Source organism: Micromonospora sp. NPDC000089, assembly GCF_042899365.1.
GTDB lineage: Bacteria > Actinomycetota > Actinomycetes > Mycobacteriales > Micromonosporaceae > Micromonospora.
The window spans coordinates 1,883-17,738 of record NZ_JBIAZT010000023.1 but is presented as its reverse complement, the minus strand read 5'-3'; the positions used below and the strand labels follow the sequence as shown (position 1 = coordinate 17,738).

The window sequence follows — 15,856 nt, the reverse complement described above, 5'->3', positions numbered from 1 at the left end:
GCCGCGACGACCAACGCGAGGCGATAGCGCCAACCATTAGGGACTTGCCGGTGCGGTGCTCTACGTACGCTCAGAGGCGGTTGGCAGGTACATGCCGCCTGCCGTGACGCTCGACGACCTCACCGCGATGATGGCCGCCGACGAACACCACCGGTACGAGATCAGTCCCGACGGTGGCCTCTCGATCATGCCGCCGCCGGGATACGCCCACGCCATCATCGCGACCCGGCTCATGGTGTGGCTGACCCATGGTGGCGTGCCGGCGGATCGGATCGCGCAGTCGGTCGGCCTGCGTATCCCCGGCCGGCACGGCGGGGTCGGCGGACGTATCCCCGACCTGATAGTGTGGAGCAAGGCCTAGGCCGACGGAATCTGGCTGCCGGTGACTGATGTCCTCCTCGTCGTAGAGATCGTCTCGCCCGGCTCGGAGGGCATCGACACGGTGACCAAGCGCAGCGAGTACGCCGCCGCCGGTATCCCGCGTTACTGGGTGGTCGACCAGGACCAGCCCCAGACGGTGACCATGCTCCATCTGGAGGGCGAGCACTGGGTCGTCCGCGCCACCATGCCGCTCGCCTGGGTCCTCAACGCCGACCCGGCCGACCACGACCTCGGCTGACGGTGCCGATGGTGATACCGCCGGCACTACGGTGGTTCCCATGGACACTTCACCCCCGGGCACTCCGGCGAAGGAGCCGGACGTGGATGGTCTGACAGCGAGAGTGCGCGACTTCGCCGAGGAGCGGGACTGGCAGCAGTTCCACACCCCGAAGAACCTGGCCATGGCTCTCGGTGGCGAGGTCGGCGAACTGCTCGCCGAGTTCCAGTGGCTCACGCCCGAACAGGCAAGCACCGTGATGGGCGATCCGGCTGCCGGCGCGCGGGTGAGGGCGGAGATCGGCGATGTGATGATCTACCTGACCCGCCTCGCCGATGTGCTCGGCATCGATCTGGTGGACGCCGCACTGACCAAACTGGACGAGGTTGCCCTCCGCTATCCGGTTGACCAGTCGAAAGGCTCTGCCGCCAAACGGTGAGCGGGCATGCGACGAGTTGATCTCTTCGCTACAGTGCACCTCGTACAGGCGCGTACCGACGGGCTTCCGGCGATCGCTGGACATGCCCCCCATGCGCACGATCAATTCGTGCTGCCCGGGGGCAAGGGTTGTCAGAGTTCCGTACGTCAGCCGACGGTCTGCTTCGTCTCGCCACCGCGGGTGACCTCGCCGATCGGATTGCGGACCGTATCGGACACCAGGTGAGCGGCAGTGAACGACGCTCGTGGTCCAAGAGCCTCGCCGTGCTGGGCCAGGACCTCGCGGACGCCGGGCTGGGCCAGGTGGAGGTGCTCGTTGAGTACCAGCTTCCGCTGACCAGCAAGCGCGTGGACGTGGTGCTCGCCGGCCTGCACCCCCGTACCGCCGACGACTCGTACGTGGTGGTCGAACTCAAGCAGTGGTCCCGGGCCGAGTCGTACGAGGGGTCGGACCGGCTGGTCCTGGTGGAGCACGCTCGGGGTCCCCGGCTCCATCCGGGCGTTCAGGTCGGCGACTACTGCGAGTACCTGACCGACTTCCTCGGCGTGCTCGCCGATCGGCGTAATCCGATCGTCGGCGCGGCCTATCTGCACAACGCCGCGGATCGGGACGTGCATGACCTCTTCGCTCGGCCCGCGACCGAACAGAGCAGGATCTTCACCGGCCAGCGACGCGGGCAGTTTCTCGACTACCTGCGCACCCACCTTGCCCCGGCGTCGGGCGCCACCGCCGCGGACCGTTTCCTGACCAGCGCGGTCCGGCCCAGCAAGCATCTGCTGACGTACGCCGCCAGCGAGCTGAAGGATCGGTCGCACTTCACCCTGCTGGACGACCAACGCCTGGCGTACGAATTGGTGCTGCACGCGGTGGAACGGGCTCGCGCGGCGGACCGGAAGTCGATCGTGGTCGTCTCCGGCGGCCCGGGCAGCGGCAAGAGCGTCATCGCCCTGTCGGTGCTCGGTGAGCTGGCTCGGCAGCAGCGTTCCGTCATGCACGCGACCGGGTCCCGATCCTTCACGCAGACGCTGCGCCGGTACGCCGGCAAGGGCTCGACCCGGCTGAAGAACCTCTTCGGCTACTTCAACAGCTTCATGTCGGCCGAGCGCAACGGCTTCGACGTGCTGATCTGCGACGAGGCGCACCGGATCCGGGAGACCTCCGTCAACCGGTTCACGCCCAAGACGAAACGGGACACGGCTCGCCCGCAGATCGACGAGCTGATCGCCGCCGCCCGAGTACCCGTCTTCCTGCTCGACGAGCACCAGGTGGTCAAGCCCGGCGAGTTGGGCAGCATCGAGATCATCTCCGCCCACGCGAGGCAGCTGAAGCTGGACGTGGAGGTGGTCTCGCTCCACGATCAGTTCCGGTGTGGGGGCAGCGAGGCGTACGAGGGCTGGGTGCTTGATCTGCTGGGGCTCGACGGCGGCGAGCCGACTGTCTGGCACGGCGACGGCCGTTTCGACCTTCGGCTGGCCGATTCGCCGGAGCAGTTGGAGGCCTTCCTGGCCGCGAAGCAGGACAAGGGAGAGACCGCCAGGATCTCGGCGGGCTACTGCTGGCCGTGGAGCGATCCCCGCCCGGACGACACGCTCGTGCCCGACGTGCGGATCAACGGTTGGGCCCGGCCCTGGAACGTCAAGAGCGACCGCAGCGTCGGTGCGGCTCCCGGCAGCGCCTTCTGGGCCACCGACCCGCAGGGATTCGGGCAGGTAGGGTGCGTCTACACCGCGCAGGGATTCGAGTACGAGTGGTCCGGCGTCATCCTCGGGCCTGACCTGGTGGCGCGGGACGGTCGGTTGATGAGCCGCCGCGAGGAGTCGAAGGATCCGGCGTTCCGCAGTCGCAGGTCGGTGACCGACGACGAGGCGGATCGCCTGATCCGGAACACCTACAAGGTCCTGATGACCCGAGGTATGCGCGGCACGATGCTCTACTCCACCGACGCGGAGACGCGCGCCTGGCTCGCTGCCCTCGTAGCCGTACATCGTCCGGTCGGTGTCGTCTATGACGACCCCGCCGGCGAGGGCCACCTGTAGCGCGGCCTCCCACCGCTTCGTTCCATCGCCGTCATCGCCCGCGTCGGCACCGCGCGGCCTGCTCGACGCCGCATTTGGCACCCACCGACATAGCCTCTGAACAGGGGTTTCATCGCTCCACCGGCGACGTATGGTGCAGTTAACGCAGCACGGACGAGCGCGGAGATGCCGGTCATTTCCGCCAGCGTCGCGCGGCGTCCCCACAGGACGGTCCGGGCCGACCGATCCCACCTCACTCGATGTTCGGCGCCGGAGGTGCGGCCCGTGACGCTCTATGGATGGGATACCAGCGACTACGACGTCAGTAGGGGGTTGACCCGGGCCCGGGTGGCCGCGTCGGCCGGCCTGGGTATCAGGTTCCTCACCAGCAAGGGGACGGAACAGACGCCGTCCAACATCTTCCGCAGCCTCAGTTGCGGTTGGATCCTCGCCGCCGGCCGCGACGCCGGCATCCCGTACCTGGGGGTGTACGTCGTGGTCCGCTCGGGTGTGTCGCCCGCGACGCAGGCGCAGACCGTGATCGCGTACGCCGACGAGAACCTCGGCTGGTGGCGCAGCTGGCCCGGCTTCTTCTGGCAGATCGACCTGGAGCGGTGGCCGTACGACGACGTGGCCCCCGCGGTCGGCGTCGAGGTCGGCCACGAACTGGAGGCGCGCACCGGCAGGACGGCGGTGATGTACGCCTCCAAGGGCCAGTACGGCAGCAGTCCGCTCGGGGACTTCCCCCGGTGGAACGCCAACTACCCGCACAACCTCGACGAGAGCTTCACCGCCGCGTACGCCAGGGCCGGCGGCGACTCGGGGCCCGGCTGGGTGGCGTACGGCACGCCGTCCGCCCTGCCCCGGATCTGGCAGTACACCAGCACCGCGCGGATCGGGGCGCAGCAGACCTGCGACGCCAACGCCTTCCGGGGCACGGACACCGACTTCGCGGTGATGATCGGCTCGACCAGTGCAGGAGGCACGGACGTGCAGACCGTTTCCATAGTCACCATATTTCCCGGGTTCGCGGTCGCGGCGGACGGCGCATTCCACCCGATCCGGTGGAGCGACGGCGCCACCGCGTACCGGATCACCGCCACCGGCCTGATCGGGCACCAGTCGAAGATCGACCTGCGCGGCCTGCGCCAGGGCGACCTGGTCCGGCTGCGGGCGGTCTACGTCCTGCCCGGCAACCCCACCCCGACGGTCCAGATCCTGAACCAGCAGACGGTGACCGTCGACCCGGCCCTCATCGGCGACACGTTCGTCGTGATCAGCGCGAACGAGAACCACCAGGTGCCCGCCGGCACCACGGTCACCTTCGAGGTGGCGGTCACCCCGGTCGCCGGTAGTGGTGGGCGGCAGCTGAGCTTCGGCGACGCCACCCGCAAGTCCGTCGTGCTCTTCTCCTGAGCACCCGTCGCGGTGGCCGTTGCCCGTTCGGGGCGCCGGCCACCGCGGCGCGGGAGCTACCCCTGAGCCGCCGGCCGGATCAGCGTCGACACCGCGCCGGTCGGGTCGGCGACGCAGGCGATCCGCCCGGTGGCCACGTCCCGCGGCGGCACCAGCACCCGCCCGCCGAGCCCGTCCACCCGCTCCGCCGCGCCGTCCGGGTCGCCGACGGCGAAGTACACCATCCACCCGGCGGGCAGCAGCGCCGCCATCGGCGGTGGCAGGGTCAGCCGGCCGGCGACCGGGCGCCCGCCGGCGAGCAGGATCGCGTACGAGTCGTCGGGCGCGCCGGGTGGCACGGTGGCCGGCAGCCCCAGCACCTCGGCGTGGAACCGGTCCGCCTCGGCGGGGGTGGTCGTCATGTACTCGTACCAGACGGGGTGGCCGGGCCCCGGCGCGGCGGCGGACGCGGCGGCGTCGACCCGGAAGGACCCGCCGTACGGGTCGTGCACCTCGGCGCCGTCGACCCGGGCGCCGGCCTTCTCCGCGGCGGCGAGGACGGCGTGGGGGTCGGCGGCGGCGAAGGTGGTCCACCAGCGGGCCGGTCCCTGACCGGTGAGCAGGTCGGCGGCGGGTTGGCCGTCGGAGGCGAGGGCGGTGTCACCGGCGTACGTCCAGCCGAGCAGCTCGGCGTGGAACGCGCGGGCGGCGTCGGGGTCGGGCGTGACGAGGGTGACCCGGCCGGGTACGGCGGGTGCGAGGGATGCGGTCAACGGAGCCTCCGGGGTGGTTGGTCGGCGCGGAACCGGTCGAGCAGGATGTCCAGCGGGATCGGCCGGCCCAGGTGGTAGCCCTGGCCGGCGTCGACGCCGAGGCGGCGCAGCGCGGGCACCAGCGCGGCGTGCTCCACCGACTCGGCGACGGTCGACATGCCCAGGCCGTGCGCGGCGCGGACCACCGCGTCGACGAGCACCGGGTCGGCGCCGCCGCGGTCGGCGTGCCGGACGAAGTCGCCGGCGATCTTCACGGTGCTGAACGGCAGGTGCTTGAGGTAGGCGAAGGAGCCGAAGCCGGCGCCGAAGTCGTCCAGGCTCAGCCGGCAGCCGGCGTCCCGCAGGGTGGCGGCGAGGTTGCGGACCGCCGCGACGTTGGTGATGGCGGCGGTCTCGGTGATCTCCAGGCCGAGCCGGCCGTAGTCGACGCCCGAGCCGCGCAGGGTGGCGACCACCCAGTCGCCGAATCCGGGTGACTCCATGGAGCGGGCGGAGATGTTGACGTCCAGCCGCATCCGGGCCGCGCAGGCGGCCGGGGTGGCCAGCGCCGCCGCGGCGGTGGCCACCACCCACCGGTCGAGCTCGCCGATCAGGTCGTCGCGTTCCACGGTGGGCAGGAAGTCGGCCGGCGGCAGCGGCGGGTGCCGGCCGTCGCGCAGCCGGATCAGCAGCTCGTGGCTGAGCACCTGGCCGGTGCCCAGGTCGACGATGGGCTGGGCGTCCAGGTGCATCCGCCGCTCGTCGAGCGCGCTGCGCACCCGGCTGACCACGTTGACCCGCTGTACGGCGTGCCGGTACTGCTCGGGGAGGTAGAGCCGGGCTCGGTTGCGGCCGGCGTTCTTCGCCTCGTAGAGGGCGAGGTCGGCGTGGCCGAGCGCGTCGTCGCGGGTGTCCCCGGGCACCAGCGACGCAGCCCCGATGCTGAGGGTGACCCGCAGGCCGGCGTCGGCCAGCGGCACCGGGGTGTGCGCGGTGACGTCGCACAGCCGGTCGGCCACGGCGAGCGCGTCGGCGGCGTCGCTGTCCGGCAGCACCACCGCGAACTCGTCGCCGCCGAGCCGGCCGAGCAGCGTGCCGGGGGCCAGGTCGTGCGACAGCAGCCGGGCCAGCAGCCGCAGCACGTCATCGCCGACGGCGTGCCCGTGCACGTCGTTGATGTCCTTGAAGTTGTCGATGTCGATCAGCAGCAGCGCGCCGGGCCGGGGGCCGCCGTGGGCGAGCAGGTCGTCCAGCCGGGCCAACAGGGCGCGCCGGTTGGGCAGGTCGGTCAGCGGGTCCCGCTCGGCCAGCCGGGCCAGCTCGTCGCGGACCCGGCGGGCCTCGGTGATGTCGTGGGCGGTGCCGAGCACCCGGACGGGCGCGCCCGCGGCGTCGGTGAAGACCTCGCCGTAGCACTCGAAGACCCGCAGCGTCGTCCGGTCGGCGAGGTACATCCGGTGGGTGTAGGTGAACGGCGCGCCGGTGCGCAGGGCGGTGGCCAGGGTGCTCTCGATCAGGCCGATGTCGTCGGGGTGCAGCAGCTCGCGGTACGACGGGTAGTCCAGCGGGGTGCCGGGCGGGAAGCCGAACATCTGCAGCAGCACGTCGGACCAGACGACGGTGTCGGTGGTGACGTCCCACTCCCAGGTGCCGACCTTGGCCAGCTGCTCGATGTGGGCCAGCCGCCAACGGTAGTTGCGCCCCTTCTCCCGCTCCCGGCGCTCGGCGCTGATCTCGCGCAGCTCGTAGAGGCGCAGCGGTTGGCCGTCGTGGTCGACCCGTTGGCAGCGCACCTGCCACCAGCGGGGCGCGCCGTCGGCGTCCGGCCAGGACACCTCGGTGGCCGCGCCGTCGGGGTCGAGGCGCACCCGGGCCAGCTCCTGCGGGCTGATCCCGGACCGACGGGCGGCCCCGTTGGCCCACAGGCATTGGCCGTCCGGGCCGAGCACCGCCAGGGCGGTGGAGGTGACATCGGCGGCGACCGCCGGCACGGCTCTCACCTGGTGGGCACCCCATCCCTCGTACCGGTCGTGGCGGCGTCGGACGGCATCGACTGACAGCCATCCGGCTGGCGACCGGGATTCTACCGAGGAGAGTGCCGCGCCGCTCGCCGTCGGGTTGACAGCACCGAAGCATATCGACACTCTTCATCATGAGAGCGCTCTCCCCCACCACCCAAGGAGGCTTCCATGATCCGCATCCGGCGCCTCGGCGCCGTCGCCGCCACCGCCGTGCTGGCGGCCGGCGCCGCGCTGTTCGCCCCGACCGCCGCCCCACCGGCGGCCGCCGCCATCGGCGGCATCACCTGGCAGGACGAGTTCAACGCCCCCGCCGGCACCCCGGTCGACGCCAACCGCTGGCGCTTCGACATCGGCGGTGGCGGCTGGGGCAACAACGAGCGGCAGTACTACACCGACAGCACCAGCAACGCGGTGCAGGACGGCCAGGGCAACCTGGTCATCACCGCCCGCCGGGAGAACCCGGCGAACTACCAGTGCCACTACGGCCGGTGCGAGTACACCTCGGCCCGGCTGCTGACCTCCGCCACCTTTACCCAGACGTACGGGCGGTTCGAGGCGCGCATCAAGATCCCGCGCGGGCAGGGCATCTGGCCGGCGTTCTGGATGCTCGGCAACGACATCGGCAGCGCCGGCTGGCCCACCGCCGGCGAGATCGACGTCATGGAGAACATCGGCCGCGAGCCGAACACCGTCTACGGCACCGTGCACGGGCCCGGCTACTCCGGCGCGGGCGGGATCAGCGGCAACCGGGTCAACGGCCAACCGCTCGCCGACGCCTTCCACACCTACCGGGTCGACTGGCAGCCGAACCTGATCGTCTGGTACCTCGACGGCGTGGAGTACCACCGGGTCGACCCGGCCCGGCTCGGCGGCAACCGGTGGGTCTTCGACCACCCGTTCTTCATGATCCTCAACGTGGCGGTCGGCGGCTCCTGGCCCGGCTACCCCGACGCCAGCACCTCGTTCCCGCAGCAGATGCTGGTCGACTACGTCCGCGTCTCCGGCTACACCCCCGACGGTGGGACCCCGCCGCCGGGCGGCACCACCCGGCTGCGCGGTCAGCAGAGCGGCCGCTGCATCGACATCCCCGGCGCCAACCCGGTCGACGGCGCCAAGCTGCAGATCTGGGACTGCAACACCACCGCCGCCCAGGCCTGGACCTTCGCCGCCGACGGCACCGTCCGGGCGATGGGCAAGTGCATGGACCCGGCCTGGGCCGGCACCACCAACGGCACCGAGGTCAACCTGGTCAGCTGCAACGGCAACCCGGCGCAACGGTTCAACCTCACCGCCGCCGGCGACCTGGTCAACGTGAGCTCAGGCCGCTGCGTCGACGTCCGGGACGTCAACCCGAACAACGGCGGCAAGCTGCACCTGTGGGACTGCCTCGGCGCGGCCAACCAGAAGTGGTCGCGGTACTGACCGACCGCGGCGCCCGGGCGACGGCCACCGCCGTCCCCGGGCGCCGCGCGATCATCGCGGCCACGCGGGTACGGGGCGGCGTCGGCACTGCGGCGACGGCGGGTGCGGGGCGGCGTCAACGCTCCGGCAGCGTCGTGGGCGGACCGAACCGAACCGGTACGCCGGGCGACCAGAGCACGCTCACCGGCGGCCCGACCGGGGCGGGCAGGCCGGCCGCGGCCACCAGCTCGTCGTCCAGGTGCAGCAGCTCGGCGCGGTGCAGCGGCCAGCGCGGGTGCACGTTCGGCAGGTGCAGGGTGTGCCCGTACGCGCGGGTGTGCAGGCCCCACCGGGCGGTGAGGAAATGCTCCAGCCCGGTCGGCTCGGCGATCGGGTCGCCGGGGCGTACCCGCAACTCGCTGGCCGCCCCGCGCGGGCCCGGCCAGCGCCGCCGGCAGGTGTAGGTGAGCTCGCCGCCGGCGCGCCGCAACCGCATCCGCGACCACCGGTACGGCAGCCGCAGGCTGCCCAGCGCCACCAGCACCGGCAGCAGCCGGGACGCGTCCAGCGAGCGGAACACCACCGCCCGCCGGCCAGCGCCGTCCACGCTGTACAGCCGCACGTTGGTCTCGCAGAACGTGCCCAGATACGGCAGGCCGGGGCCGGCGAACGGCCCGAGCCCCACCATCTCGAAGGCGATCAACCCGACGTACGCCCGCCCGTCGAGCACGTCCGGTCGGGTGCCCGGCGGCAGCAGCGGCGCCACCACCGCCGGGTCGACCGCCCAGTGCAGGAAGGTCAGGTCCCGCCAGCTCTGCACCAGCAGCGGCCGGCGCAGCGGCCGGGTGGCCTCGACGCTGACCGCCTCGACGTCCATGCCGCCTGCTCAGCCGATGGTGGTGAGCTTCGGCAGCACCTCGTCGGCGAGCCGCCGGGTGAACTCCACCGGGTGCCGGTCCGGCGTGGTCTGCACCTCGGTCACGCCGAGCTTCGCGTACGCCTCGACGTCGGCGAGGAAGGCAGCCCGGTCCTCCAGCGGCGACCGCATCACCAGCACCGTCTTGGCGATGGTGTCGTAGTCGCGCCCCTCGGCGGCGCAGTGGCCGCGCAGCACCTCCAGCTTGTGCGCCACCTCTTCCGGGTTGGTGCCGAAGATGTTGCAGGCGTCGGCGTACCGGGCGACCAGCAGCAGCGTCTTCTTCTCACCGCTGCCGCCGATCATGATCGGCGGGTGCGGGCGGGTCAGCGGCGGGGGCGAGTTGAGCGTCTCGGTGAGCTGGTAGTGCCGGCCCTCGAACGGCCCGTCGTCGTCGCTCCACATCTGCTTGCAGATCCGCAGCGTCTCCTCCAGCCGCTCGAACCGCTCGGCCACCGGCACCACCGGCACGCCCAGCCCGCGCTGCTCCCGCTCGTACCAGGAGGCGCCGATGCCGAGCCGGGCCCGGCCGCCGGAGAGCACGTCCAGGGTGGTGACGATCTTGGCCAGCAGCCCCGGGTAGCGGTACATCACGCCGGTGACCAGCACACCCAGGGTCATCGCCCGGGTCCGCGCCGCGAGGAACCCCAGGGTCGTGTACGCCTCGAGCATCGGATCCTCGGCCGGCGCCATCGCCTCCATCTGGAAGTAGTGGTCCATCACGGTGAACGACGACACCCCGGCCTGCTCGGCGAGGGTGGCCGTCTCGACCAGGGTCGGCGCGATCGCGGCCGGGTCGGCCGGGGTGGAAAAGGTCCAGTAGTGCAGCCCGAGCTTCATTCTCGACACCTCCGGATCGAGCCTAGTCGTGCCGTGGCCGCCCCGCCCGCGTCCGTACCACCGGTCGGCCGGGCGACCTGCCGACTCCGCCGGTGGGCGACGCGCCGGCCAGGTGGTTTCATGGGCGCATGGCGCAACCGGTGATCCTCACCATCGACGACGACCCCGCCGTCTCCCGGGCCGTCGCCCGGGACATCCGGCGCCGCTACGGCGACCGCTACCGGGTGGTCCGGGCCGACTCCGGCCCGAGCGGCCTGGAGGTGCTGCGCGAGATCAAGCTGCGTGGCGAACGGGTGGCGGTGCTGCTGGCCGACTACCGGATGCCGGAGATGAGCGGCATCGAGTTCCTCGAACAGGCGATGGACCTCTTCCCCACCGCCCGCCGGGTGCTGCTCACCGCGTACGCGGACACCGAGGCGGCGATCGACGCGATCAACGTGGTCGACCTCGACCACTACCTGCTCAAGCCGTGGCACCCGCCGGAGGAGAAGCTCTACCCGGTGGTCGACGCGCTGCTGGACGCCTGGCTCGCCGTGCCCGACCACGACGCCAGCGAGCTGCGGGTGGTCGGGCACCGGTGGTCGGCGCCGTCGTTCGCGGTCCGCGACTTCCTGGCCCGCAACCTGGTGCCGTACCGCTGGCTGCTCACCGACGACCCGGAGGCCGGCCGGCTGCTGGACGCCGCCGGCGTCACCGCCGCCGAGGTGCCGCTGGTGGTCACCGCGGACGGCAAGACCCTGGTCGCGCCGACCGAGTCGGAGCTGGCCGCGCTGGCCGGGCTCTCCGTCGCCCCGGCCGAGGACTTCTACGACGTGGTGGTGATCGGCGGGGGCCCGGCCGGGCTGGGCGCCGCCGTGTACGGGGCGTCCGAGGGGCTGCGCACGGTGCTGGTCGAGCGGCAGGCCACCGGCGGGCAGGCCGGCCAGAGCAGCCGGATCGAGAACTACCTCGGCTTCCCCGACGGGGTGTCCGGCGCGCAGCTCACCGACCGGGCCCGCCGGCAGGCGCTGAAGTTCGGCGCCGAGCTGCTCAGCACCCGCGAGGTGGTACGGCTGGAGAGCGCCGGGTCGGCCCGGGTGCTGCACTTCGGCGACGGCAGCACCATCGCCGCGCACACCGTGGTACTGGCCACCGGGGTGTCGTACCGGGTGCTGGACGCCCCCGGCCTGTCCGACCTCACCGGCCGCGGGGTGTTCTACGGCGCGGCGGCGACCGAGGCGCCCAGCTGCCTCGACCAGGACGTCTACATCGTCGGCGGGGCCAACTCCGCCGGCCAGGCCGCCGTGCACTTCTCCCGGTACGCAGCGAGGGTGCACCTGCTGATCCGGGGCGCCGACCTGACCGCGTCGATGTCCGCGTACCTGATCGACCAGCTGGACCGGATCGACCAGATCGTCGTGCACCCGCACACCGAGGTGGTCGGCGGCGAGGGCGACGACCACCTGGAGCGGCTGCGGCTGCGCGACACCGGCAGCGGCGAGACCCGCGAGGTGGACACCTCCTGGCTGTTCATCTTCATCGGCGCCGAGCCGCGCACCGACTGGCTGGACGGGGTGCTGACGCGCGACGAGCGGGGCTTCATCGTCGCCGGGCCCGACCTGACCGTGGGCGGGCGGCGGCCGGCCGGCTGGGCGCTGCCCCGCGACCCGTACCACCTGGAGACCAGCATGCCCGGCGTGTTCGTCGCCGGGGACGTGCGGGCGTCGTCGGTCAAGCGGGTCGCCTCGGCGGTCGGCGAGGGCGCGATGGCCGTGTCCCTGGTGCACCGTTACCTGGAGGCGCAGTGACCGAGACCGAGCGACGCCTGACCCCCGACCAGCTGCGCGAGCTGTTCCTGTTCACCGCGCTCGACGCCGACCAGCTGGGCTGGCTGGCCGAGCACGGCCGGGTGGAGCGGCAGGACGGCGGCGCCGCCGTCTACACCGAGGGTGACCAGGCCACCTGTTTCTACGTCCTGCTCTCCGGCACGGTTACGCTCAGCCGGCGGGTACGCGGCGACGACGTGGAGGTCAACCGCACCGACCAGCGCGGCGTGTACGGCGGCGCCGTGCAGGCGTACCTGGGCGACCAGGTCGAGCAGGTCTACCGCAACTCGATGCGGGCGATCACCGACGCCGAGTTCCTGGTGCTGCCGGCCGAGACGTTCGCGGAGGCGGTGCGGTCCTGGTTCCCGATGGCGATGCACCTGCTGGAGGGCCTCTTCTTCGGGATGCGGGACCAGCAGACCATCGTCAACGAGCGGGAGCGGCTGCTGGCGTTGGGCTCGCTGTCGGCCGGGCTCACCCACGAGCTGAACAACCCGGCCGGCGCCGCCGTGCGGGCCACCTCGGCGCTGCGCGACCGGGTCGCCGGCATGCGGCACAAGCTGTCGATGATCGCCGACGGCCGGCTCGACGGCAGCCGCCTGCACACCCTGGTCGAGCTGCAGGAGGAGGCGGTGAAGCGCGCCGCGTCCGCACCCGCCCTCTCCCCGATGGCGGTCAGCGACGCCGAGGACGAGCTGGCCGACTGGCTGGACGAGCGCGGGCTCGCCGCCCCCTGGGACCTCGCGCCCATCCTGGTCGCCGGCGGCCTGGACACCGAGTGGCTCGACCGGGTCGAGGCGACCGTCGGCGCGCCGGACCTGGAGTCGGCGGTGCGCTGGCTGGCCTACACGGTCGACACCGAGCAGCTGATGGGTGAGATCGACGACGCGGTCACCCGGATCTCCACCCTGGTCGGGGCCGCCAAGCAGTACTCCCAGCTGGACCGCGCGCCGTACCAGGTGGTGGACGTGCACGACCTGCTCGTCGCCACGCTGGTGATGCTGAAGGCGAAGATCCCCGAGGGCGTCCGGGTGGTCAAGGAGTTCGACCGCGACCTGCCGCCGATCCCCGCGTACGCCGCGGAGCTGAACCAGGTGTGGACGAATCTGATCGACAACGCGCTGTCCGCGATGGACGGCACCGGCACCCTGACCCTGCGCACCGGGCGGGCCGGTGACCTGCTGGCCGTCGAGATCGGCGACACCGGGCCGGGCATCCCGGAGGCGATCCGGCCGCGCATCTTCGAGCCGTTCTTCACCACCAAGCCGGTGGGCGAGGGCACCGGGCTGGGCCTGGACATCTCGTACCGGATCGTGGTCAACAAGCACCACGGCGACATCCGGGTGGACAGCGTCCCGGGCGCCACGGTGTTCCGCGTCCTGCTGCCGTTCGAGTCGAGCGGCGCGGATGCCGGGGTGGCCGACGCGGGCCCAGCCGGCTCGGCGGACTGACCGGGTCCCGCGTCCGAGGGGCGGTCGTGGCGGCGGCTACTCCCGCCCGGCGCGGGCTTGCGCCGCCGACCGCTCGCGCGCCGCGCCGGTGGCCCGGTCGAGCCACTCGGACAGCAGCGCGCGCTCCGCGTCGGTGAGCGACGGCAGGTCCGACACCACGGCGCGGAAGGCGACGGCGGCGGCCGTGGCGGTGCCGGCCGTGAGCGTGGGCGCGTCGGTGAGGATCGACCGGGTCACCGCCTCGTACATGGCGTCCGCCAGGCCCGGTGCCCGCTCGTCGGGCGGTGCGGCCAACAGGGTGAGCACCGCTCCGGTGCCGGCGGCGTGGATGAGCTCGACGGCCCGCCGCTCGGTCACCCGCAGCCGGCCGGCCACCGCTACCCGGCGTACCCGGGCGCGCAGCACCTCCAGGCCGGCGGCCACCGCTGGCGACCGGGTACCCCGGCCGGGGTCGGCCAGCAGCGCGAACAGCGCTGGATTGGCCAGCCCGAAACCGACGTGGGTGTCCCACGCCGCCCGCAGGTCGGCCACCGGATCGTCGGTGTGGTCGGCGAGTGCCTTGCCGGCCACGTACGTGGCGAAGACATGCTCGGCCACCGCGTCCAACAACGCGTCCTTGTCCTCGAAGAGCCGGTAGATCGTCGGCGCCTGCACCCCCGCCGCCCGGGCGACCGCCCGGGTGGTGACGGCTGCGGCTCCCCCCTCACGCAGCAGGCCGGCCGCGATCTCGACGATCCGGAGCCGGCCGGTGTTCCGGGTGCTCAGTGCGACGTCGGTCATGGTACCGACGATAGCGCATCGTTGACATCAGCGCTAATATCACTGATAACGTTGCGGTGCTTTCATTGCTAACAGAGGAGTACTCGATGATCGTCGTCACCGGCGCCACCGGTCAACTGGGTTCCCGCATCGTCCGGCACCTGCTCGACCGGGTCCCGGCGGCCCGGATCGGCGTCAGCGTCCGCGACCCCGAGCAGGCCGGAGACCTCGCCGACCGGGGCGTCCGGGTGCGCCGCGGGGACTTCACCGACCCGGGCTCCCTCGCCCACGCCTTCGAGGACGCGGGGCGTGTCCTGGTGGTCTCCGCCAACATCGGCGGCCCGGCGGCCGTGGCCGCCAACACCGCCGCGACCGACGCGGCGCGCGCCGCCGGCGCCGCCCACGTGCTCTACACCAGCCACCAGGGCGCCGCCGCCGACTCGCTCTTCCCGCCGATGCTCACGCACGCCGCGACGGAGGCTCACCTGACCACGCCCGGCGCCCCGTTCACCGCGCTGCGCAACGGCTTCTACCTCAGCACCGTCGAGCGCATGATCGGCCCGGCGCTGCAATCGGGCACGTTGGTCGCACCCGAGGACGGGCCGGTGTCCTGGACCACGCACGCCGACCTCGCCGAGGCCGCCGCAGTCCTGACCGCCGACGAGGGCCTGACCGGCGGCGGCCCCACCCCGCCGTTGACCGCGCCGGAGTGCCTGGACCTGGCCGACGTCGCCGCCATCCTGAGCGACCGGACCGGGCGCACCGTCCGCCGGGTGGTCGCCGACGACGAGGAGTTCGTCGCGACGTCCACCGCGAATGGACTGCCCGAGGGGGTGGCGAGGATGTTGCTCGGCATGTTCCTCGCCTCGCGGCGTGGCGAGTTCGCAGTGACCGGGCCCGCGCTCGGCGACGTGCTCGGTCGCCCGGCGACGTCGGCCCGCGCCGCGCTCGGTGAGCTCCTCAGCCGGCGCTGAGCGGCCGGTCCGGCACGGCCATCTCGCCCAGCTCCGACCAGTCGTCCTGGTCGACGGAGGTGCTGACGATCCGGGGCGTCCCGGCCAGGTGCGGGGGCAGCGTCTCCTGGGCCGCCCGGAAGTGCGCCGACTGCACGTGTGCGGCACCCGCGTCGCCGTTCCGGAACGCCTCCACCAGCACGTACTCGGTCGGGTCGTCGAGGCTGCGGGACCAGTCGAACCACAGGCAGCCCGGCTCGGCGCGGGTGGCCGAGGTGAAGTCGGCGGCGATCTCCGGCCAGCGGTCGGCGTGCTCGGGCAGCACTCGGAACTTGGCGGTAATGAAGATCATCATTGGCCTCCTCGGGAGCTGTCGGGGCGGACCGCACCACGGTAGCGGGCCGGGGGGGGGCCCCCCCGCCCCCCCCCGCGCGCCGGCCCCCCCCCCCCGGCCCCCCCCCCCCCGGGGGGGGGGGGCGGCGGGCGGGCGCGCGCGCCCCCCCCCCCCCCG

Annotated in this window: 15 protein-coding genes; 9 read left to right on the top strand and 6 right to left on the bottom strand. The window is 72.7% G+C overall.

Translation table 11 applies throughout. The annotated features are described in order from the left end of the window. Positions 1-55: 55 nt before the first annotated feature. The 5 genes from ACFY3U_RS26750 to ACFY3U_RS26730 all read left to right on the top strand — a co-directional run bounded on the left by ACFY3U_RS26750 (position 56) and on the right by ACFY3U_RS26730 (position 4,468). Positions 56-361 (top strand): hypothetical protein, encoded by a 306-nt coding sequence (locus ACFY3U_RS26750; RefSeq protein ID WP_387206613.1) that lies wholly within the window; start codon positions 56-58, stop codon positions 359-361. A gap of 21 nt (positions 362-382) precedes the next feature. Next, complete coding sequence (locus tag ACFY3U_RS26745; protein ID WP_387206611.1) at positions 383-619, top strand: Uma2 family endonuclease; 237 nt, start codon at positions 383-385, stop codon at positions 617-619. A gap of 82 nt (positions 620-701) precedes the next feature. Further along, positions 702-1,037 carry a nucleotide pyrophosphohydrolase gene (locus ACFY3U_RS26740; protein WP_387206609.1) on the top strand — a complete coding sequence of 112 codons (336 nt, stop codon included), beginning with the start codon at positions 702-704 and terminating at the stop codon, positions 1,035-1,037. A 221-nt stretch (positions 1,038-1,258) separates the two neighbouring features. Next, the gene (locus tag ACFY3U_RS26735; protein WP_387206607.1) at positions 1,259-3,073 is read left to right on the top strand and encodes a DNA/RNA helicase domain-containing protein; all 1,815 of its coding nucleotides are present in this window, start codon (positions 1,259-1,261) and stop codon (positions 3,071-3,073) included. 264 nt (positions 3,074-3,337) lie between these two features. Further along, positions 3,338-4,468, top strand: coding sequence for a hypothetical protein (locus tag ACFY3U_RS26730; protein WP_387206605.1), 1,131 nt, complete (start codon positions 3,338-3,340; stop codon positions 4,466-4,468). 56 nt (positions 4,469-4,524) lie between these two features. On the opposite strand, the gene ACFY3U_RS26725 is transcribed toward ACFY3U_RS26730, so the two are convergent. After that, positions 4,525-5,220, bottom strand: a complete 696-nt coding sequence (locus ACFY3U_RS26725) for a VOC family protein (RefSeq protein ID WP_387206603.1) — start codon at positions 5,218-5,220, stop codon at positions 4,525-4,527. After that, positions 5,217-7,199 (bottom strand): putative bifunctional diguanylate cyclase/phosphodiesterase, encoded by a 1,983-nt coding sequence (locus ACFY3U_RS26720; protein WP_387206600.1) that lies wholly within the window; start codon positions 7,197-7,199, stop codon positions 5,217-5,219. The genes ACFY3U_RS26725 and ACFY3U_RS26720 overlap by 4 nt, the downstream gene beginning before the upstream one ends. A 189-nt stretch (positions 7,200-7,388) precedes the next feature. Here ACFY3U_RS26720 and ACFY3U_RS26715 point away from each other — a divergent pair, with 189 nt between their 5' ends. Continuing rightward, positions 7,389-8,642, top strand: a complete 1,254-nt coding sequence (locus ACFY3U_RS26715) for a family 16 glycosylhydrolase (protein ID WP_387206598.1) — start codon at positions 7,389-7,391, stop codon at positions 8,640-8,642. A 115-nt stretch (positions 8,643-8,757) separates the two neighbouring features. On the opposite strand, the gene ACFY3U_RS26710 is transcribed toward ACFY3U_RS26715, so the two are convergent. Further along, positions 8,758-9,498 carry a YqjF family protein gene (locus tag ACFY3U_RS26710; RefSeq protein ID WP_387206596.1) on the bottom strand — a complete coding sequence of 247 codons (741 nt, stop codon included), beginning with the start codon at positions 9,496-9,498 and terminating at the stop codon, positions 8,758-8,760. A 9-nt stretch (positions 9,499-9,507) separates the two neighbouring features. Next, positions 9,508-10,377 (bottom strand): LLM class F420-dependent oxidoreductase, encoded by an 870-nt coding sequence (locus tag ACFY3U_RS26705; protein ID WP_387206594.1) that lies wholly within the window; start codon positions 10,375-10,377, stop codon positions 9,508-9,510. 128 nt (positions 10,378-10,505) lie between these two features. Here ACFY3U_RS26705 and ACFY3U_RS26700 point away from each other — a divergent pair, with 128 nt between their 5' ends. Both ACFY3U_RS26700 and ACFY3U_RS26695 read left to right on the top strand, forming a co-directional pair. Further along, a complete protein-coding gene (locus tag ACFY3U_RS26700) occupies positions 10,506-12,164 on the top strand; it encodes an FAD-dependent oxidoreductase (protein ID WP_387206592.1) in 1,659 nt (552 codons plus the stop codon). Then, positions 12,161-13,633, top strand: coding sequence for an ATP-binding protein (locus ACFY3U_RS26695; protein ID WP_387206590.1), 1,473 nt, complete (start codon positions 12,161-12,163; stop codon positions 13,631-13,633). The genes ACFY3U_RS26700 and ACFY3U_RS26695 overlap by 4 nt, the downstream gene beginning before the upstream one ends. A 36-nt stretch (positions 13,634-13,669) precedes the next feature. Here the strand turns inward: ACFY3U_RS26695 and ACFY3U_RS26690 are convergent, their stop codons facing one another. Next, the gene (locus ACFY3U_RS26690; protein ID WP_387206588.1) at positions 13,670-14,413 is read right to left on the bottom strand and encodes a TetR/AcrR family transcriptional regulator; all 744 of its coding nucleotides are present in this window, start codon (positions 14,411-14,413) and stop codon (positions 13,670-13,672) included. A gap of 86 nt (positions 14,414-14,499) precedes the next feature. On the opposite strand from ACFY3U_RS26690, the gene ACFY3U_RS26685 reads away from it, so the two are divergent. Beyond that, the gene (locus ACFY3U_RS26685) at positions 14,500-15,366 is read left to right on the top strand and encodes an NAD(P)H-binding protein (RefSeq protein ID WP_387206586.1); all 867 of its coding nucleotides are present in this window, start codon (positions 14,500-14,502) and stop codon (positions 15,364-15,366) included. Here ACFY3U_RS26685 and ACFY3U_RS26680 read toward each other — a convergent pair. Further along, positions 15,353-15,697 (bottom strand): putative quinol monooxygenase, encoded by a 345-nt coding sequence (locus ACFY3U_RS26680; protein WP_387206584.1) that lies wholly within the window; start codon positions 15,695-15,697, stop codon positions 15,353-15,355. The two genes, ACFY3U_RS26685 and ACFY3U_RS26680, sit on opposite strands and share 14 nt — an antisense overlap. Positions 15,698-15,856 lie beyond the last annotated feature (159 nt).